Below are 19,214 nucleotides of genomic sequence, written 5' to 3'. Positions count from 1 at the left end.
GGACAAAGGCTGCCTCAGAACTTCTCGAACGGCCCCAGGAAGCGCCACTGACCGACCGGCAGGTCGCCCAGCACGATGCTGCCCATGCGGATGCGCTTGAGGCCGACCACCTCCAGTCCCACCTGCTCGCACATGCGGCGGATCTGGCGCTTCTTGCCTTCGCGCAGCACAAAGCGCAGTTGCTCTTCGTTCTGCCAACTCACCTTCGCGGGCTTGAGTTCTTCGCCGTCGAGCGACAGGCCAAAGCGCAGCTTCTCCATCAGCTCTTCCGGGAAGACCTTGGAGATGTCGCGCTCAACGAGGCCGTTCGGCGAATCCCACACCACGCGCACCAGGTATTCCTTCTCGACGGTCGAATCCTCGCCGATCAGGTGGCGTGCCACGCGGCCGTCCTGCGTCAACACCAGCAAGCCGGTGGAGTCGATATCCAGTCGGCCGGCCGGCGCCAACGCCCGGCGCTGCCAAGGCGCGAAGCGCTTGCGCGTCGGGTCGGCTTCCCACTGGTTCTCCGGCACGAACAGCGAAACGGCTGGCTGATAGCCGTCTTCTGCCTGGCCCGACACGTAGCCGACCGGCTTGTGCATCAGCACGGTCACGCGCTCGCCTTGCTCGGAGCGCGCCGACTGATGGATCTCGATGATCGCATCCGGCTTGACGCGTGAACCCAGTTCGGTGACGGGTTCGCCATCCACCAGCACCCAGCCGCGCGGAATCCATTCATCGGCCTCTCGGCGCGAGCACAGACCCAGCTCGGACATGCGCTTGGACAGACGGACCAGCCCGCTCGACTCGGGTTGCGGCGCCGGGCGCGGTGCCCGCTCCTCTGCATGACGCGGAGCGCGGTCCTCGCGCTCGGGCCGTTGCGGACGTGCCGGACGATCTTCGAAGCGGCGCGGCGGACGGTCGTCATCGAAACGGCGCGGAGCGCGGTCATCGCCATAGCGTCGCGGCGGCCGTTGCTCATCGGCGAATCGACCAGGCGGGCGCTGGTCGTCGCCGTACCGGCGCGGCGGGCGCTCGTCATCGAAACGACGGGGCGGGCGCTGATCGTCGTTGAACCGGCGCGGCGGGCGTTCGTCGTCAGGTCGGCGCGGAGGCTGGTCTTTGTCGAAGCGTCGCGGTGGGCGTTGGTCTCCATCACGATGCGGTGGGCGCTGGTCGTCGCCGTACCGGCGCGGCGGGCGCTCGTCATCGAAACGGCGGGGCTGGCGCTGATCGTCATTGAACCGGCGCGGCGGGCGTTCGTCGTCAGGTCGGCGCGGAGGCCGGTCGTTGTCGAAGCGTCGCGGTGGGCGTTGGTCTCCATCACGATGCGGCGGGCGCTGGTCGTCGCCGTACCGGCGCGGCGGGCGCTCGTCATCGAAACGGCGGGGCGGGCGCTGATCGTCATTGAACCTGCGCGGCGGACGTTGGTCGTCAGGTCGGCGCGGCGGCCGGTCGTTGTCGAAGCGTCGCGGTGGGCGTTGGTCGCCATCACGATGCAGCGGGCGTTGATCGTCGCCATAGCGTCGCGGGCGCTCGTCATCGAAACGACGGGGCGGGCGCTGATCATCGTTGAACCTGCGCGGCGGACGCTCATCGTCAAAGCGGCGCGGCGGGCGATCTTCGAATCGGCGCGGCGGACGGCCATCGTCGGGGCGACGGGGCGGGCGCTGGTCGTCGTTGAATCGACGCGGTGGGCGCTCATCATCAACGCGTCGCGGTGGACGATCGCCTTGCATGCGGCGCGGCTTGGCGTCGCGCGTCTGGCCGTCGTCGTCGCGGCGCGCAGGACGAGCGGGGCGCGGCGGCTTACCGGCGCCTTCTTCCGGCTTGGGGCGGCGCTGCGAGGGGCGCAGCGGCTGGCGCTCGCGGTTCAGATCGGACGAGCGCAGCGGCTTGCCGGTGGAACGTACGGCATTGCCTTCGTCGTCGCGGCGCACGCCGAGCGTGGCGCGCTTGCCCGGGCGGGTGGCGCGCTGGGTCGGGTCGCTGGCGCCGCGCTTGTCGTCGTCGCCGGGAAAATCATCGGAATCGGTAGTCATGAATCTAGACCGGTAAGGCTGGCGCTCAGATGGCGAGCGCATCAAGCAGTTCGCTTTCGAGTTCGAGCTGCAGTTTGTTGTCCTGGGTCAGGCGGGTGCCGTCGACCAGGAAGATGTCTTCCACGCGCTCGCCGAGCGTGTTGATGCGCGCGGTGTGTACCGACACGCGACGGTGGGCGAGCACGCGGGCAATGGCGTAGAGCAGACCGGTGCGGTCTGTCGCCGAAATGGAGAGCAGGTAGTACTGGCCGCGCTCGTCCGCACGCAGATCGACGCGGGGCTTGATCGGGAAGCTGCGCGACTGGCGCGAGATGCGCCCACGCGGCGGCTCGGGCAGGGCGGTTTCGCGCGAGATCTGCTCAGCCAGTTCGTGCTCGACCAGCGTGATGATGTCGCGGTAATGGCCGGGCTCCACCAAGCCGCTGCTGGGGTCGGCCACCTGGAAGGTGTCGAGCGCGTAGCCGTGTTTGGTGGTGTGAATCTTGGCGTCCAGAATCGACAGGCTCTTGCGCTCGAAGTAGCCGCAGATGCGCGCAAAAAGATCGGGCCGATCCGGCGAGTACACCGCCACCTGCAGGCCCACGCCCGCCGGTGAAATGCGCGCGCGCACGATGGGGATCGTGGTGTCGACGCGGTTGTAGAAGTGCCTTGTGAACCAAGCAATGTCGCGCGCATCGTGTCGCAAGAAAACGCCCACGTCGAGCTGTTTCCACAGTGCCTCGTGCGCGCTGTCGTCCAGCGCGGCCAGGCGCAGCAGGGCGCGCGCTTCTTCCTTGCGGCCTTCTAGCACGGCGTGCGGGTCTGTGGTGGCCCCTCCCAGCACACGCAGCGTCATGCGATACAGGTCTTCCAACAGTTTGCCCTTCCAGGCGTTCCACACTTTCGGGCTCGTGCCGCGGATGTCGGCAACGGTCAGCAGGTACAGCGCGGTCAGCCGACGTTCGGTGCCGACCAGATCGGCAAAATGACGGATGACTTCCGGGTCGCCCAGGTCCTGCTTCTGCGCGACCTGGCTCATGGTCAGGTGGTGTTCGACAAGCCAGACGATCAGGTCGGCGTCTTCCTTGGCGATGCCGTGTTCCTTGCAGAAGCGCCGCGCGTCGGACATGCCGAGCACGGAGTGGTCACCGCCGCGTCCCTTCGCAATGTCATGGAACAGCGCGGCCACGGTCAGCACCCACGGCTTGTCGAAGTTCGCCATCAGCTGGCTGCAGAAGGGGAACTCGTGCGTGTGCTCGACGATGGCGAAGCGCCGGATATTGCGCACCACCATCAGGATGTGCTGATCGACCGTGTAGACGTGGAACAGGTCGTGCTGCATCTGGCCGACGATGCGGCGGAAGTTGACCAGGTAGCGGCCTAGCACGCTGGTCTGGTTCATCAGGCGCAACGCGTGTGTGATGCCCTGCGGCTGTTGCAGGATCGACAGGAACAGCGCGCGATTGGCGGGGTCCTTGCGCCATTTGGCGTCCATCAACGTCCGTGCGTTGTAGAGCGCGCGCATCGTGCTGGCCGCCAGTCCCTTGATGCCACGCGTCTGCTCGTACAACAGGAATGTTTCGAGAATGGCCGTCGGCTCGCGCTGGTAGAGATCGGCGTCCGCAATTTCGAGCATGCCTTGCCGTTCGACAAAGCGATCGTTGATCTTGCGCGTGATACCCAGCTCGCTCGGGAACAGCCGCGCCTCGATGTTTTGCAGCACCACGGTATTGAGCTGCGTGACTGCCTTGGCCACCCAGTAATAGCGGCGCATGAGCTGTTCGCTCGCGCGCTTGGCAGTGGTCGGACGGTAGCCGAACGATTCGGCCAGTTGCGTCTGCAGGTCGAACACCAACACGTCCTGACGACGCCCGGCCAGCAGGTGCAGGCGCGCACGTACCGTTTTGAGCAGGCGCTCATTGCTCGTCAGCTCCTGCGCTTCACGGCGCGTGAGCAGGCCATTGGCAAGCAGCTCGTTCCAGCTGGAACCGAAGCCGGCCGCCCGCGTCATCCACAGAATCACCTGCAGATCGCGCAGACCACCGGGGCTTTCCTTGCAGTTGGGTTCGAGCGAGTAGGGCGTGTCCTGGTACTTGGCATGCCGTTGGCGCATTTCCAGCAGTTTCGACTGGAAGAAATCGGCCGCGTCCAGGTGACCCTGATAGTGCGTCTCGAAAGTGCGGTACAGGCCTTCGTCGCCGGTCAGCAGGCGCGCTTCCAGCAGCGACGTGCGTACCGTGACGTCTTGCGCGGCCTCATTGATGCACTCGTCCACCGTGCGCACCGACGAGCCGATGTCCAGCCCCATGTCCCAGCAGCGGCCGATGAAGGCCTCCAGTCGGGCCTCCAGTGCCTTGTCTGCGGTGCCCGGGAGCAACAGGAGGATGTCGACATCGGAATGCGGGAACAGCTCGCCGCGCCCGTAGCCGCCTACGGCAATGAGCGCGCAGTCGGCCGGCATCTCCTCTTCCTGCCAGAGTTGCACCAGCGCTCGGTCCACCGCGCGCGCTAGCCTGGTCACGAGCTGCTGAACGTTGGCGTGCTGGTCGAACTGCGCGAACAGGTGCGCACGCTCCGCCTTCAGGGCGTCGCGCGGAAGGACTTCTTCGGCAGGGGCAGCGGCAGCGGAGTGCATGAGCGGAGCGTGAATGAAACAGCGACCGGAACGAGCCGGTCGCTGCAAGAGTTGAGCCGGTGCGGGGCGAGATCAGCGTGACGTTGCTGCCGCTGACTGTGCGGCTCGCCCGCGAGGATCAGGCCGTGGCCGGCGCGCCTTCGTGTACGAATTCCGGTGCCGGCGGCGTCAATGCCGACACGGTCAGCACTTCGTGGCCGGTTTCCGTCACCAGAAGCGTGTGTTCCCACTGCGCCGACAAGCTGCGATCACGCGTCTTGACGGTCCATTGGTCGGGCATCGTGCGGATGTCGCGCTTGCCCGCGTTGATCATCGGTTCAATCGTGAAGATCATGCCGGCCTTCAGTTCCATCCCAGTGCCGGGGCGGCCGTAGTGCAGGATCTGCGGATCTTCGTGGAATTTCTTGCCGATGCCGTGGCCGCAATATTCGCGCACCACGCTGTAGCCGGCGGCTTCGGCGTGTTGCTGGATCACGTGGCCGATGTCGCCCAGGCGTGCGCCCGGACGCACTGCCGCGATGCCCTTCCACATGCATTCGAACGTCACCTGCGTCAGCCGCTTGGCCAGGATCGACCCTTCGCCGACGACGAAGGTGCGGCTGGTGTCGCCGTAATAGCCTTCCTTGGTGATGACGGTGATGTCGAGGTTGACGATGTCACCGCTCTTGAGCACCTTGTCGCCCGGAATGCCGTGGCAGATCACATCGTTGACCGACGTGCAGATTGAAGCCGGGAAGGGCGGATAGCCCGGCGGCGCGTAGTTCAGCGGCGCCGGCACAGTGCCCTGCACGTCACGCATGTAGGCGTGGCACAGCTCGTTCAGCTTGCCCGTGGTCACGCCGGGCGTTACGAACGGGGTGATGTAATCCAGGACTTCGGACGCAAGCCGACAGGCTACGCGCATCTGCGCAATATCTTCGGCGGAGTGAATGGTAACGGCCATGCTGTGACTCTTTCTGCACGCGAGCGCGCGAAGCGCCGCGTCGTGGCTAAAGCGTGAATTATCGCACCAAAGCGCCCCGGCCGGGGTTTTCGGGCGTTCTGCGCCAGCCCCGGCCTGTTTGTCGCGAATGCTCGGAAGGTCTTGAGTCGATTGGGTTTTTGCCGCTATAATCGCTGGCTAAGCAGTTGCCGGTCATGTGGTCGGTGGCGCTTGAAATCGCGAGCCGCTTCACCGCGGGTGTTTTTCGCATTGCATGCGAAAAATGTCTGGGGCGGCTTTAGACCTAACCCGACTGGAGAATTTCATGTCCGTGACCATGCGCGAAATGCTGGAAGCCGGTGTCCACTTTGGCCACCAAACCCGCTTCTGGAACCCCAAGATGGCCCCCTTCATTTTCGGCCATCGCAACAAGATTCACATCATCAACCTGGAAAAGACGCTGCCGATGTACCAGGACGCACTGAAGTACGTGCGCCAACTGGCAGCCAACCGGGGCACCATTCTGTTCGTCGGTACGAAGCGCCAATCGCGTGAGATCCTGGCTGAAGAAGCGGCTCGCGCAGGTATGCCGTTCGTCGACAGCCGCTGGCTCGGCGGCATGCTGACCAACTTCAAGACGGTCAAGACCTCGATCAAGCGCCTGAAGGACATGGAAGTCGCCAAGGAAGCCGGTGCGACCGAAACCATGAGCAAGAAGGAAGCGCTGATGTTCGAGCGCGAAATGGACAAGCTGGTGAAGTCCATCGGCGGCATCAAGGACATGGGTGGCATTCCGGACGCCATCTTCGTGGTGGACGTCGGTTACCACAAGATTGCCGTGACCGAGGCTGCCAAGCTGGGTATTCCGGTGATCGGTGTGGTTGACACGAACCACTCGCCGGAAGGCATCGACTACGTTATCCCGGGTAACGACGACTCGAGCAAGGCTGTTGCACTGTACGTGCGCGGCGTGGCCGACGCGATCCTGGAAGGCCGCGCCAACGCGGTCCAGGAAGTGGTTGAAGCCGCTCGCGGCGGCGACGACTTCGTCGAAGTCCAAGAAGGCTAAACACAAGAAGGTGCGCGCCCGCGCCTTGAGTGCGCGGGACGCGTGCCAGGCCGCACCTGATGGAACGCATCAGGGCCGATGGCCAGACAGGGGCGCGTAACAAACGCCCCTTTTTTTTGAAATTTGTCATGCGGATGCCCCACGCGCGTCGTATTTCGTGGGGCGGCCGGATGGAAACCGGACGACAGGCCGGCGCGAGGCGAAGAATCCGCGCGCGACCGGACGACGATCTGAAACAAGGAGCATGAGAATGGCGGCAATTACCGCAAGCATGGTTGCAGAGCTGCGCGCGAAGACCGACGCGCCGATGATGGAATGCAAGAAGGCCCTGACCGAAGCCGAAGGCAACCTGGAAAAGGCCGAAGAAATCCTGCGCGTGAAGCTGGGCAACAAGGCTGGCAAGGCTTCCAGCCGCGTCACCGCTGAAGGCGTGGTCGCTGCGTTCGTCGAGGGCACCACGGGCGCCCTGGTCGAAGTGAACTGCGAAACCGACTTCGTTTCGAAGAACGACGATTTCCTGGCCTTCACCAACGATGTTGCCAAGCTGATCGCTCAGAAGAACCCGGCTGACGTGGCTGCCCTGTCGGCCCTGTCGATCGGTGACGAAACGGTTGAAGCCGTGCGTACCCGCCTGATCGGCAAGATCGGCGAGAACATGACGATTCGCCGCTTCCAGCGTTTCGAAGGCACCCAGCTGACTGCGTACCTGCACGGCACTCGCATTGGCGTGATGGTGGCGTTCGAGGGCAACGAAGTCGCGGCTAAGGACGCTGCAATGCAGGCTGCCGCCATGAAGCCGGTGTCGCTGTCGGCTGACGACGTGCCGGCCGAGCTGGTCGCCAAGGAGCGCAGCGTTGCTGAGCAGAAGGCTGCGGAATCGGGCAAGCCGGCTGAAATCGTTGCCAAGATGGTGGAAGGCAGCGTGCAGAAGTACCTGAAGGAAGTCTCGCTGCTGAACCAGCCGTTCGTGAAGAACGACAAGCAAACCGTTGAGCAGATGCTCAAGGCCGCCAACACGACCGTGAAGGCTTTCACGCTGTACGTGGTGGGCGAGGGCATCGAGAAGAAGCAAGACGACTTCGCCGCTGAAGTGGCTGCCCAGGTGGCTGCTGCCAAGCAACAGGCGTAATGCTGCGACGACCGTCTCCAATGGTGCGGCGATTCGCTCTCCGGCGCAGGCCGGCAGGTGTCGTTTCCACCCTTGGCGCAGCCGTATAATGCCGAACAAACAGGGCACCGAAAGGTGCCCTGTTTGCAGGTGCAGCCTGCTTGCGCTGGCATCGTTGGGGGTATTTCCTGACGGGTTCCGCGCAAGAAGGTTGCGGGATGTGCGAAGTCCCCGCTTCGTTCGTCGTTGTCATATCCGCAGCGTCATTTCCCCCTTTCCTGTCTCCCGTACCAGGAATCGTCACGAGGATCTCCATGCCTGCCTATAAGCGCGTTCTACTCAAACTTTCCGGCGAAGCCCTGATGGGCGACGATGCGTTCGGCATCAACCGCAGCACCATCGAGGGGATGGTCAACGACATCGCTGAAATCGTGAAGATGGGCGTGCAAGTGGCAGTGGTGATCGGCGGCGGCAACATCTTCCGCGGGGTTGCGGGCGGAGCTGCCGGCATGGATCGCGCCACGGCTGACTACATGGGCATGCTGGCCACCATGATGAACGCGCTGGCCTTGCAGGACGCGATGCGTCATGCCAATCTCGAAGGCCGCGTGCAATCGGCACTGCGCCTGGACCAAGTCGTCGAGCCGTATATCCGCCCCCGCGCGATCCGCCAGTTGGAAGAGGGCAAGATCGTGATTTTCGCGGCCGGCACGGGCAATCCGTTCTTCACGACCGACACGGCCGCTGCGCTGCGCGGCTCGGAAATCGGGGCCGAGATCGTCCTCAAGGCCACCAAGGTGGACGGCGTCTACACCGCTGATCCGAAGAAGGACCCGAGCGCCACCCGCTACACCACCATCACATTCGACGAAGCCATCTCGCGCAACCTGCAGGTGATGGATGCGACCGCTTTCGCGCTGTGCCGCGACCAGAAGCTGCCGATCAAGGTGTTTTCGATCCAGAAGCCGGGCGCACTCAAGCGCGTGATCATGGGTGAAGACGAGGGCACGCTGGTGCACGTCTAAAGCCAGCGGCAAGCCTCGTTTCAGACGCCTTTTTTTTACCGTTCGCTGACCTTGCGCAAATGGCGTTGGCGAGCGGCTTCCATGTAAAATTGCCTATTGTCTTTTTGGTCTTGCCGGTGCCCTGTGTCGTGTTCCGGGGCGCATGTTCGGCAGACCGCCGTTATCGTTCGGAGGAAGTATGAGCGTCGCCGATGTCAAAAAGAATACCGAGCAGAAGATGCAGAAGTCGATCGAGGCTCTCAAGACGGATCTGGCCAAGATCCGTACTGGCCGTGCCCATACCGGTCTGCTCGATCACGTGCAAGTCGACTACTACGGCTCGATGGTGCCGATCAGTCAAGTTGCCAACGTGACCCTGGTGGACGCACGTACGATCGGCGTGCAGCCGTGGGAAAAGAAGATGGTGCAGGCCGTCGAGAAGGCCATCCGTGAGGCGGACCTCGGTCTGAACCCCGCCACCATGGGCGACATCATTCGCGTGCCGACCCCCGCGCTGACCGAAGAGCGCCGCAAGGAGCTGACCAAGGTCGTGAAGGGCGAGGGCGAAGATGCCAAGGTCGCCGTGCGCAACCTGCGTCGCGATGCCAACGAGCAGCTCAAGAAGCTGGTGAAAGACAAGGCCATCTCGGAAGACGACGAGCGTCGCGGCGGAGATGACGTTCAGAAGCTGACCGACAAGTTCGTCGCCGAGATCGACAAGCTGGTCGCCGAGAAAGATAAGGAAATCATGACGGTGTAAGGCCGTCTCCCACCGCCGGCGCATTGGGCGCATGCGGTGGGGAGCCCGATTCATGCATATCAGCTCCACACTGGCGGTGCCCGACACCGCCGATACGCCGCGCCACGTTGCCGTCATCATGGACGGTAACGGCCGCTGGGCCACCCAACGGCATCTGCCGCGCGTGGCCGGGCACAGCCGCGGCCTCGACGCCGTACGTGCAACCGTTGAAGCGGCGGCACGCCGTGGCGTCGGTTACCTCACGCTGTTTGCCTTCAGCTCCGAAAACTGGCGTCGTCCAGCCGAGGAAGTCACCTTCCTCATGAAGCTGTTCATGACGGCGCTGCGCCGCGAAGTCAGCAAGCTGCACGACAACGGCATCCGCCTGCGCGTGGTGGGCGATCTGTCTGCGTTCAGCCCGCGCATCCAGCTGTTGATTCGCGAAGCTGAGGCCAAGACGGCTGCCAACCCCGGTCTGACCGTCACGATTCTCGCCAACTACGGTGGGCGCTGGGACATCCTGCAAGCCATGCGTGCCTTGCTGGTGGCGCAGCCGGGCATCGCACCCGACGCCATCACCGAAGAGATGCTTGCGCCGTACATGGCGCTGTCCTACGCGCCGGAGCCGGACCTGTTCATCCGTACCGGTGGCGAGCAGCGCATCAGCAACTTTCTGCTGTGGCAGCTTGCGTATTCCGAGCTGTACTTCACCGATCGCTACTGGCCCGACTTCGATGCTGCAGAACTCGATCGCGCCTTTGCGTGGTATCGCAACCGCGAGCGCCGCTTCGGCCGCACCAGCGCGCAGCTTGAGCCCGATGTTCCCCCCGCGCTATCTGCCGGAGCCTGACACATGCTGCTGACTCGCGTCATTACCGCTGTCTGCCTGCTGATTGTCATCCTGCCCATTCTGTTCTTCGCGCCGCCCGCCGGCCTAGCCGGGTTGGTGACGGTGTTTGCAGCCTTCGCCGCGTGGGAATGGGGGCGTCTCGTGCGCCTTCCGGGTTGGTGGGGGCCGATTCTCTATGCGATCGTTGTCGTCATGCTGACGATCGTCTGGCACGACATTCCCGTTCGCGGTGATGTGCGGCCGCTGTTCCATGGCGCGGTGATCGCGTGGGTGATCGCCTGGGCACTGCTGGAAGGCGGCGTGCGCGAGTTGCATGGCACGCGCAAGGTGGTGTTCGCGCTGCTGGGCTTGGTGATGCTGCCGGCGTTCGTGCATGGTGCCATTGAATTGCGTACGCACGGCGTTGCCTTTCTGCTTTCGGTGGCGGTGCTCGTGTGGGCGGCCGATGTGGGCGCCTATTTTGTCGGCAAGGCCATTGGTCGCCGCAAGCTCGCGCCGTCCATCAGTCCAGGCAAATCGTGGGAAGGTGCGATTGGCGGGGCCGTGCTGGTTGCGGTGATCGCCACCGTGGCCGGCATTACGCATTGGTTTGCTCCGACGTGGTTCTCGCATGAGTTTGATCAGCGCGGCGCTGTCGCGGCCTTGGCGCTGACGCTCTTGCTGGTGGCGGCAAGCGTTGGCGGTGATTTGTTTGAATCCTTGCTCAAGCGTCAGGTCGGCATGAAGGACAGTAGCCGGCTGTTGCCCGGCCACGGTGGTGTGCTCGATCGTATCGACGCGTTGCTGCCGGTGTTTCCGCTGGCTGCGTTGCTGATTTCCTGAGGCGTCTGAACATGATGCGTTTGACCGTTCTTGGCGCCACGGGCTCCATTGGCGATAGCACGCTCGACGTGGTGCGCCGTCATCCGGACAAATACAGCGTGTTTGCGCTGACCGCCAACGCGCAGGCCGACAAGCTCGCCGTGCTTTGCCGCGAGTTTCGTCCGCAGATGGCCGTGCTGGGTTCGGCGGCTGCGGCGGATGCCTTGCGTGACCAGCTCGGCGCCGATGCCGTTGGCATCGAAATCCGTTCTGGCACCGAGGCATTGGAAGAAGCCGCTGCCCATCCCGATTGCGATGCCGTGATGGCCGCCATTGTTGGTGCGGCCGGTTTGCGCCCGACGCTTGCCGCGGTGCGTGCTGGCAAGCGTGTCCTGCTGGCCAACAAGGAGGCGCTGGTGATGTCGGGCGCGCTCTTCATGGACGCCGTGCGTCAGCATGGCGCCACCGTGCTTCCAATCGACAGCGAGCACAACGCCATCTTCCAATGCTTGCCGCAGCAAGTTCCACAGTTCGGGCGTGGCGTGTCGCGTATCGTGCTGACGGCATCGGGTGGTCCGTTCCGCACGCGCGCCGTCGATTCCCTTGCGGACGTCACGCCAGATCAGGCGTGCGCGCATCCGAATTGGGTGATGGGGCGCAAGATCTCTGTCGACTCCGCCACCATGATGAACAAGGGGCTGGAGGTGATCGAGGCGCACTGGCTGTTCGGCGTGCCGGTCGAGCACCTCGAAGTGCTGATCCACCCGCAGAGTGTCATCCATTCGATGGTCGGCTACGACGACGGCTCGGTGCTGGCGCAACTCGGCAATCCAGACATGCGCACGCCGATTGCCTACGGATTGGCATATCCCGAGCGCATTGAAGCTGGCGTTCCGCTGCTCGATCTCGTCACGACGGGCGCGCTGACATTCGAGGCGCCGGACCTGCGCCGCTTCCCGTGCCTGGCGTTGGCCTTCGACGCGCTGCGCGCCGGTGGTACGGCACCTGCTGTACTGAACGCGGCCAACGAGGTGGCTGTGGAAGCATTTTTACAGCGCCGCATCCGGTTCACCGAGATTGCTGCCGTGGTGGGCGACACGCTCGCCCATGCTTCCATCGTGCCGGCCGACTCGCTCGACACCGTTTTTGCGGCTGACGCCCAAGCGCGTCAGCAGGCTGAGCGCTATATCGCGACCGTATGCGCGCAACTGCCGGCCGCGTGAAAGCGCCCTGTCAGAGCGAGCGGGTAACATAGCGGCTTCGCGCGGGGCCAGCCTCGCACGTGCCCTTGAGTGCATCCGGAGAAGGTTTTGCAGACCGTTTTAGCGTTTGTCTTTGCGATCGCGGTACTGATCGTCATTCACGAACTGGGCCACTACAGCGTCGCGCGCCTGTGCGGCGTGAAGGTGCTCCGGTTTTCCGTTGGCTTTGGCAAGGTGCTGTTTCGCCGTGTGGGTCGCGGCCCTGATCGCACCGAATGGACGATCTGCGCCATTCCGCTGGGCGGCTACGTCAAGATGCTGGGCGAGGGCTCGCGAGACCCCGAGAAAGATCCGCCCATCCTCCCCGAAGATCTCCCGCGCACCTTCGACCACCAGCCTGTCTACAAGCGATTTGCCATCGTGGCTGCGGGCCCGATCGCCAATTTCCTGCTCGCGATTGCGCTCTATGCAGTGCTGGCGTGGGTTGGTGCGATCGAGCCGTTGCCTATCCTCGGTGCCCCCCCGCCTGGCAGCATTGCCGCCGAGGCCGACCTGCGTGCCAAGGATCGCGTGATCGCTATCGGCACGGAGGGCGAAGCGTCCGCGCCCGTGCGCAGCTGGAGCGATGTACGGATGCGCTTGTATTCGGCCGGTATCGCTGGGCGCGATGCACTTATGCAAGTGCGCGGCGCCGATGGTGTCGAGCGCACCGTCCGTCTGCATGGCTTGCCGAGCGCCGCCCGTACGCCGCAGGCCGACGTGATCGACCAGATTGGTCTGCGCCTGCTCGGCGGTCCCGTCACCATCGTCGACGTGCTGCCCTCCAGCGCCGCGGCACGCGCCGGGTTGCAGGCTGGCGACCAGATCGTTCGCTTCGCGGGTCAGCCCGCCGATCAGGCGATGGACCTCATCCGCCAGATCCGCGCCATGCCCGAGCAGAATGCGTCGATCGATATCCTGCGCAATGGCGAGCCCATGACCTTGCCCGTTCGGCCCGATGCCGACACCGATCCCAAGAACCCCACGGGGCCGAAGATCGGCAAGCTTGGCGCGCAGCTCAACCAGAAGGTGGAAACGGCGATGATCCGGGACGAGCCGGTCGCCGCCTTCGGCCACGCGGTGGGCGAGGTCTGGCGGACGTCGGTGCTGTCGCTGCAGGTCCTGGGCAAGATGATCGTCGGTCAGGCATCGCTGCAGAACCTGAGCGGGCCGATCACGGTGGCAGACTTTGCGGGCAAGGCGGCGAGCCTTGGCTGGCAGACGTTTGTGAGCTTTCTCGCGTTGATCAGCGTCAGTCTCGGCGTGCTGAACTTATTGCCCGTTCCGGTATTGGATGGGGGGCATTTGCTGTATTATTGCGTGGAATTTTTGACTGGCCGACCCGTGCCGGAATCCTGGCAAGCAGTCCTTCAGAAGATCGGCGTCGCCTGCATCCTGCTTCTCACCTCGCTCGCCCTGTACAACGATTTGAGTCGGTTGTTTCTGACTCACGGCTAGACCGTATTCAGATTGGGTCGGTAAGCCTCATCGTTGCCACCGGTGCGGGCGGGCAACTCAGGGTTTTGAAAACACTCAGAAGTGGATTCCGATTGAATCCAACTAGGGGATTAGATTGATCAGACAACATCGCTTCCCGCTCAGCGTGCTGGCGGCTTCCGTGCTGACCGTCACTGCCGGTCAGGCTCATGCAGTGGAGCCGTTCGTCGTCAAGGACATTCGCGTGGAGGGGGTGCAGCGCGTCGAGCCGGGCACCGTGTTCGGCTATCTGCCCGTGAAGGTGGGTGAGACCTTCACCGACGAGAAGGGCGCCGAATCGATTCGCGCGCTCTACAACACCGGCTTCTTCAAGGACGTGCAGATCCGCTCCGAAGGCAACGTGCTGGTGGTGCGCGTGGAAGAGCGTCCGGCGATCTCGCAGCTCGAGTTCATTGGCTTCAAGGAGTTCGACAAGGAAGCGCTGCGTCGTACCCTGCGTGGCGTGGGTGTGGCTGAGGCCCGCTACTACGACAGGTCGCTCATCGACCGCGCCGAGCAGGAAATCAAGCGCCAGTATGTTTCGCGCGGCTACTACGCGGCCGAGGTGACGACCACCGTTACGCCGGTCGATGCCAACCGTGTGTCGATTACCTTCACGGTAGACGAAGGCCCGACCGCCAAGATTCGCCAGATCAATATCGTCGGCAACAAGGCTTTCAAGGAAGGCGACCTGCGCGACGAGATGCAGCTGTCCACGCCCAATTGGCTGTCGTGGTACACCAAGAACGATCTGTACTCCAAGCAGAAGCTGACGGCCGACCTGGAAGCGCTGCGCTCGTTCTATCTGGATCGCGGCTACCTGGAATTCGCCATCGAATCGACCCAGGTGTCGATCACGCCGGACAAGAAGGACATCTACCTGACGCTGAACATCCACGAGGGTGAGCAGTACAAGGTATCGGACATCAAGCTGACCGGCGAGCTGCTGGGCAAGCAGGCCGAGATGGAGAAGCTCATCAAGCTCAAGCAGGGCGATGTCTTCTCGTCGGCCAAGCTGTCGTCGACGACCAAGTCGATTACCGACCTGCTCGGCACGTACGGCTACGCTTTCGCCACCATCAACCCGCAGCCGCAGATCAACCAGTCGGACCGCACAGTTGCGCTCACGCTGGTCGTCGACCCGGGCCGCCGTGTGTACGTGCGTCGCGTGAACGTTGTCGGCAACAGCAAGACCCGCGACGAAGTCGTGCGCCGCGAAATGCGCCAGATGGAAGCCTCGTGGTTCGATGGCGAGAAGCTGCAGCTTTCGCAGAACCGCGTGAACCGCACGGGTTACTTCACCGATGCGAACATCACGACGGAAGACGTGCCGGGTACGACCGACCAGGTCGATGTGAACGTCAACGTGACCGAAAAGCCGACCGGCCAGATCAACCTGGGCGTGGGCTTCTCGTCGACCGACAAGCTGGTGCTGTCGGCCGGTATCCGTCAGGACAACGTGTTCGGCTCCGGCACGAGCCTCGGCCTGGATGTGAACACGTCCAAGTCGAACCGCACCATTGCGGTGACGCAGTTCGATCCGTACTTCACGGTGGATGGCATTAGCCGTTCGACCGAGCTGTATTACCGCACGTATCGCCCGCTGTACTACACGGGCGACCAGGACTACCGCGTCGTGCAACAGGGTGGCAACGTCAAGTTTGGCGTGCCGTTCTCGGAAACCGATACCGTCTTCTTCGGCATCGGCTACGAGCGCACGACCATCGACGTGACGACCAACACGCCGCTGGCCTACCAGAACTACGTCGCGAAGAACGGCCGTATCACCAACAACTTCCCGATCACCATCGGCTGGTCGAAGGATCAGCGTGACAGCGCTCTGGTGCCGACGCGTGGCCGCTATCAGCAGGCCAACCTCGAGTTCGGCATTCCGGGCGGCGATCTGCAGTACTTCCGTGCGTACTACCAGCACCAGTATTTCTACCCGCTGTCGAAGTCGTTCACGATGGCGTTCAACAACGAAATCGGTTACGGCCACGGTTACGGCGGCAAGGACTTCCCGGTCTTCAAGAACTACTACGCCGGCGGTATCGGCTCGGTGCGCGGTTACGAAACCAGCACGCTGGGCCCGCGCGATGCCAACGGCGTGGCCATCGGCGGTGCCAGCAAGTTCGTCGGCAACGTGGAATTCATCTTCCCGCTGCCGGGTTCGGGCGTGGACCGCACCGTTCGCCTGTTCACGTTCTTTGACTACGGTAACGTGTTCGCCGAAGGTCAGCCGTACAAGCTGGGCGACATGCGCTACTCGACTGGTTTCGGTCTGTCGTGGCTGTCGCCGATCGGCCCGCTCAAGATCAGCATGGGCTTCCCGATCAAGCGCAAGACCGAAGATCAAACGCAACGCTTCCAGTTCCAGATTGGGACTGCATTCTAATGACTGCATTCATCATGAAATCCACGCGCATCACGTTGTCCCGCATGGGCGTGTCCGCTGCTTTCGCCGCACTTGCCGCAGCCAGCTTCACGCTGCCGGCCACGGCGCAGGAAGCGCGCATCGCTGCCGTCAATTCGGAGCGCATCCTGCGCGACTCGCAGCCGGCCAAGGCCGCCCAGGCCAAGCTGGAAACCGAGTTCGCCAAGCGCGACCGCGAGCTGCAGGACATGGCCGCCAAGCTCAAGAGCATGTCCGACAAGCTGGACAAGGATTCGGCCGTGCTGGCCGATTCTGATCGCACCCGCCGCCAGCGTGAACTGTCGGACCTAGATCGTGACTTCCAGCGCAAGCAGCGCGAGTTCCGTGAGGACTTAAACCAGCGCCGCAATGAAGAGCTGGCCCAGGTGCTCGAGCGCGCCAACCGCGTGATCCGCTCGATTGCCGAGCAGCGCAAGTACGATCTGATCGTGCAGGAAGCCGTGTACGTGAATCCGCGCATCGACATCACCGACGAGGTGCTCAAGGCGCTAAATTCGCAATCGGCCAAATGAGGTTGTTCGCATGTCGTTTTCGCTTGGTGAACTTGCTGCGTCGCTCGGCGCGACCGTCCAGGGTGACGCAGGCCTGATCGTCAAGTCGATCGCGCCGCTGGATCAAGCGGGCGCCGATCAGCTCGCTTTTCTCTCCAATCCGCTGTACCTCAATCAGGCTGTGAGTTCCGGTGCGGGTGCGATCATCGTGTCGCCCCGTGATCTGGAAACGCTCGAAAGCCAAGGCCACGCTGCTGGCCGGAACTGGCTGATAGCGGCCAATCCGTATGCTGCATTTGCGCGTGTCGCCCAGCGCTTTGTTGCGCTGGCGGCGCGTCCTGTTGTGCCGGGCATTCACCGGACTGCCAGCGTGGAAGAGGGCGCCACGGTGCCGGCGTCGTGCTCCATCGGCCCGAACGTGACCATCGAAGCTGGCGCCGTGCTCGGCGAGCGTGTGCGAATCGCGGGCAACAGCTTCATTGGCGCGGGTGCCCGCATTGGCGACGACACGTTGCTCTACGCGAACGTTTCGATCTACCACGGTTGCGAGGTCGGCGCGCGCTGCATTCTGCATAGCGGCGTGGTGATCGGCGCGGACGGCTTTGGCTTTGCACCCGACTTTGGTCCGCAGGGCGGCGAATGGGTGAAAATTCCGCAGATTGGCCGGGCCGTGATTGGCGATGACGTGGAGATCGGCGCGAACACCGCCATCGACCGCGGCGCGATGGCCGACACGGTGGTCGAGCAGGGCTGCAAGATCGACAACCAGGTGCAGATTGCGCACAACGTGCACGTGGGCGCCTATACCGTTATCGCGGGCTGCGCGGCCATTTCCGGCAGCACGAAGATCGGGCGCTACTGCATCATCGGCGGCGCGGCCAATTTTGCCGGCCACCTGACCATTGCCGACCGCGTGACCGTCTCGGGCGGCACGTCCATTACCAAATCCATCACCAAGCCCGGTGGCCACTTCACCAGCGTTTTCCCATTCATGCCGCATGGCGACTGGGAGCGTAACGCAGCCATCGTCCGAGGCCTGACGCGCATGCGCGAACGGTTGCAACAACTGGAACAGCGGGTCAAAGACCTGCAGCAACAATCATGACCGAAGCAACGAATGCGACGAGCGCGACCCCCAGCCTCGTCAGCGATTTCAACATCAAGAAGATTCTCGACCTGCTGCCGCATCGCTACCCGATGCTGCTGGTTGATCGGGTGATCTCGCTGGAGCCGCGCAAGTCGATTACGGCAATCAAGAACGTCACATTCAACGAGCCGTTCTTCAACGGGCATTTCCCTGGCCATCCGGTGATGCCGGGCGTGCTGATGCTCGAAGCGCTAGCGCAAACCGCAGCGCTGCTGACCTTCGGCGAGACCGATCACGAGCGCAAGGAAAACCAGCTCTACCTATTCGTAAGCATTGACGGTGCACGCTTCAAGCGCCAGGTGACGCCGGGCGACCAACTCGTCATGACGGCCGAACTGCTGCGCTCGAAGAGCGGTATGTGGAAGTTCAAGGTGTACGGCAAGGTGGATGGCGAAGTCGCCGTGGAAGCCGAAATCATGTGTGCCGTGCGCGAAGACAAGTCCAAGGGCGAGGCATGACGCAAGCACAGAAGATCCACCCGACCGCGCAGATCGATCCGAAGGCCGAACTGGATTCGAGCGTCGAGATCGGTGCGTTTACGGTCGTGGGCCCGAACGTGCGCATGGGTGCCGGCACACGCGTCGGCCACCACACGGTGATCGAGGGCTACACGACGCTGGGCCGTGACAACAGCATCGGCCACTTCGCATCGGTGGGCGGCCGCCCGCAGGACATGAAGTATCGTGATGAGCCGACGCAGCTGATTGTCGGCGATCGCAATACCATCCGCGAATTCACCACGATCCATACCGGTACTGCACAGGATGCCGGTATCACGTCCATCGGCGACGACAACTGGATCATGGCCTACGTGCATATCGCGCACGATTGCCGCGTGGGCAACCACACGGTGTTCTCGAGCAACGCCCAGATTGCGGGTCACGTGGAAGTTGGCGACTGGGCGATCCTCGGCGGCATGTCGGGTGTGCACCAGTTCGTGCGTATCGGCGCGCATGCCATGCTGGGTGGCGCATCGGCGCTGGTGCAGGATGTGCCGCCGTTCGTGATCGCCGCAAGCGACAAGGGCGGCAACAAGGCCGCCCCGCACGGCATCAATGTGGAAGGCCTGCGTCGCCGTGGCTTTACGGCCGAGCAGATCACCGGGCTGCGTCAGGCCTACAAGCTGCTCTACAAGAGCGATCTGAGCTTTGATCAGGCCAAGGCGGAAATCGCCGCGCAGATCGCTCAGACGGATGACGCCCCGACCCGCGAGGTGTTGACCGCGTTTGCCGATTTCATTGCCGCCACCAAGCGCGGCATCGTGCGTTGAGCGAGCAGCCTCAGAATGTCACGC

The 19,214-nt window shown here is 63.4% G+C and carries 16 protein-coding genes; 13 read left to right on the top strand and 3 right to left on the bottom strand.

Annotated features, from left to right (window positions below):
• Nucleotides 1-14: 14 nt before the first annotated feature.
• From R2N16_RS03910 to map, 3 genes are all read right to left on the bottom strand, one after another.
• Complete coding sequence (locus tag R2N16_RS03910) at nucleotides 15-2,066, bottom strand: pseudouridine synthase (protein ID WP_316664264.1); 2,052 nt, start codon at nucleotides 2,064-2,066, stop codon at nucleotides 15-17.
• Nucleotides 2,050-4,638 carry a [protein-PII] uridylyltransferase gene (locus R2N16_RS03905; RefSeq protein ID WP_316664263.1) on the bottom strand — a complete coding sequence of 863 codons (2,589 nt, stop codon included), beginning with the start codon at nucleotides 4,636-4,638 and terminating at the stop codon, nucleotides 2,050-2,052. The genes R2N16_RS03910 and R2N16_RS03905 overlap by 17 nt, the downstream gene beginning before the upstream one ends.
• Before the next feature lie 118 nt (nucleotides 4,639-4,756).
• Entirely contained in the window at nucleotides 4,757-5,581 is an 825-nt protein-coding gene (map, locus tag R2N16_RS03900; RefSeq protein WP_316664262.1) for a type I methionyl aminopeptidase, read from the bottom strand.
• A gap of 304 nt (nucleotides 5,582-5,885) precedes the next feature.
• On the opposite strand from map, the gene rpsB reads away from it, so the two are divergent.
• The 13 genes from rpsB to lpxA all read left to right on the top strand — a co-directional run bounded on the left by rpsB (nucleotide 5,886) and on the right by lpxA (nucleotide 19,190).
• Nucleotides 5,886-6,629, top strand: coding sequence for a 30S ribosomal protein S2 (gene rpsB / locus R2N16_RS03895; RefSeq protein WP_004626667.1), 744 nt, complete (start codon nucleotides 5,886-5,888; stop codon nucleotides 6,627-6,629).
• A 250-nt stretch (nucleotides 6,630-6,879) separates the two neighbouring features.
• Entirely contained in the window at nucleotides 6,880-7,758 is an 879-nt protein-coding gene (gene tsf, locus R2N16_RS03890) for a translation elongation factor Ts (RefSeq protein ID WP_316664261.1), read from the top strand.
• A gap of 293 nt (nucleotides 7,759-8,051) precedes the next feature.
• Nucleotides 8,052-8,762 carry a UMP kinase gene (gene pyrH, locus R2N16_RS03885; RefSeq protein ID WP_316664260.1) on the top strand — a complete coding sequence of 237 codons (711 nt, stop codon included), beginning with the start codon at nucleotides 8,052-8,054 and terminating at the stop codon, nucleotides 8,760-8,762.
• Between the two features lie 178 nt (nucleotides 8,763-8,940).
• Nucleotides 8,941-9,501: a ribosome recycling factor gene (gene frr / locus R2N16_RS03880; RefSeq protein ID WP_311530345.1), complete on the top strand. Its 561-nt coding sequence runs from the start codon at nucleotides 8,941-8,943 to the stop codon at nucleotides 9,499-9,501.
• Between the two features lie 52 nt (nucleotides 9,502-9,553).
• Nucleotides 9,554-10,330 (top strand): polyprenyl diphosphate synthase, encoded by a 777-nt coding sequence (gene uppS, locus R2N16_RS03875; protein ID WP_316664259.1) that lies wholly within the window; start codon nucleotides 9,554-9,556, stop codon nucleotides 10,328-10,330.
• Between the two features lie 3 nt (nucleotides 10,331-10,333).
• Nucleotides 10,334-11,152, top strand: coding sequence for a phosphatidate cytidylyltransferase (locus tag R2N16_RS03870; RefSeq protein WP_316664258.1), 819 nt, complete (start codon nucleotides 10,334-10,336; stop codon nucleotides 11,150-11,152).
• Nucleotides 11,153-11,163: 11 nt separating this feature from the next.
• Entirely contained in the window at nucleotides 11,164-12,354 is a 1,191-nt protein-coding gene (gene ispC / locus R2N16_RS03865; protein WP_316664257.1) for a 1-deoxy-D-xylulose-5-phosphate reductoisomerase, read from the top strand.
• An 87-nt stretch (nucleotides 12,355-12,441) separates the two neighbouring features.
• Nucleotides 12,442-13,830, top strand: coding sequence for an RIP metalloprotease RseP (gene rseP / locus R2N16_RS03860; RefSeq protein WP_316664834.1), 1,389 nt, complete (start codon nucleotides 12,442-12,444; stop codon nucleotides 13,828-13,830).
• Nucleotides 13,831-13,945: 115 nt separating this feature from the next.
• On the top strand, nucleotides 13,946-16,243 hold the full coding sequence (bamA, locus tag R2N16_RS03855) for an outer membrane protein assembly factor BamA (protein WP_316664256.1): 2,298 nt from the start codon (nucleotides 13,946-13,948) through the stop codon (nucleotides 16,241-16,243).
• On the top strand, nucleotides 16,243-16,794 hold the full coding sequence (locus R2N16_RS03850) for an OmpH/Skp family outer membrane protein (protein WP_316664255.1): 552 nt from the start codon (nucleotides 16,243-16,245) through the stop codon (nucleotides 16,792-16,794). Before bamA ends, R2N16_RS03850 begins: the two co-directional genes overlap by 1 nt.
• Nucleotides 16,795-16,804: 10 nt before the next feature.
• Nucleotides 16,805-17,878 carry a UDP-3-O-(3-hydroxymyristoyl)glucosamine N-acyltransferase gene (lpxD, locus tag R2N16_RS03845; protein WP_316664254.1) on the top strand — a complete coding sequence of 358 codons (1,074 nt, stop codon included), beginning with the start codon at nucleotides 16,805-16,807 and terminating at the stop codon, nucleotides 17,876-17,878.
• Nucleotides 17,875-18,378 carry a 3-hydroxyacyl-ACP dehydratase FabZ gene (fabZ, locus tag R2N16_RS03840; protein WP_316664253.1) on the top strand — a complete coding sequence of 168 codons (504 nt, stop codon included), beginning with the start codon at nucleotides 17,875-17,877 and terminating at the stop codon, nucleotides 18,376-18,378. The genes lpxD and fabZ overlap by 4 nt, the downstream gene beginning before the upstream one ends.
• A complete protein-coding gene (gene lpxA, locus R2N16_RS03835; RefSeq protein ID WP_024975785.1) occupies nucleotides 18,375-19,190 on the top strand; it encodes an acyl-ACP--UDP-N-acetylglucosamine O-acyltransferase in 816 nt (271 codons plus the stop codon). The genes fabZ and lpxA overlap by 4 nt, the downstream gene beginning before the upstream one ends.
• The last annotated feature ends 24 nt before the right edge of the window (nucleotides 19,191-19,214 follow it).

The sequence above is a fragment of the Ralstonia psammae genome, assembly GCF_958405935.1.
In the GTDB taxonomy this organism is placed as follows: domain Bacteria; phylum Pseudomonadota; class Gammaproteobacteria; order Burkholderiales; family Burkholderiaceae; genus Ralstonia; species Ralstonia psammae.
This window is presented reverse-complemented; position numbering and strand designations above follow the sequence as displayed.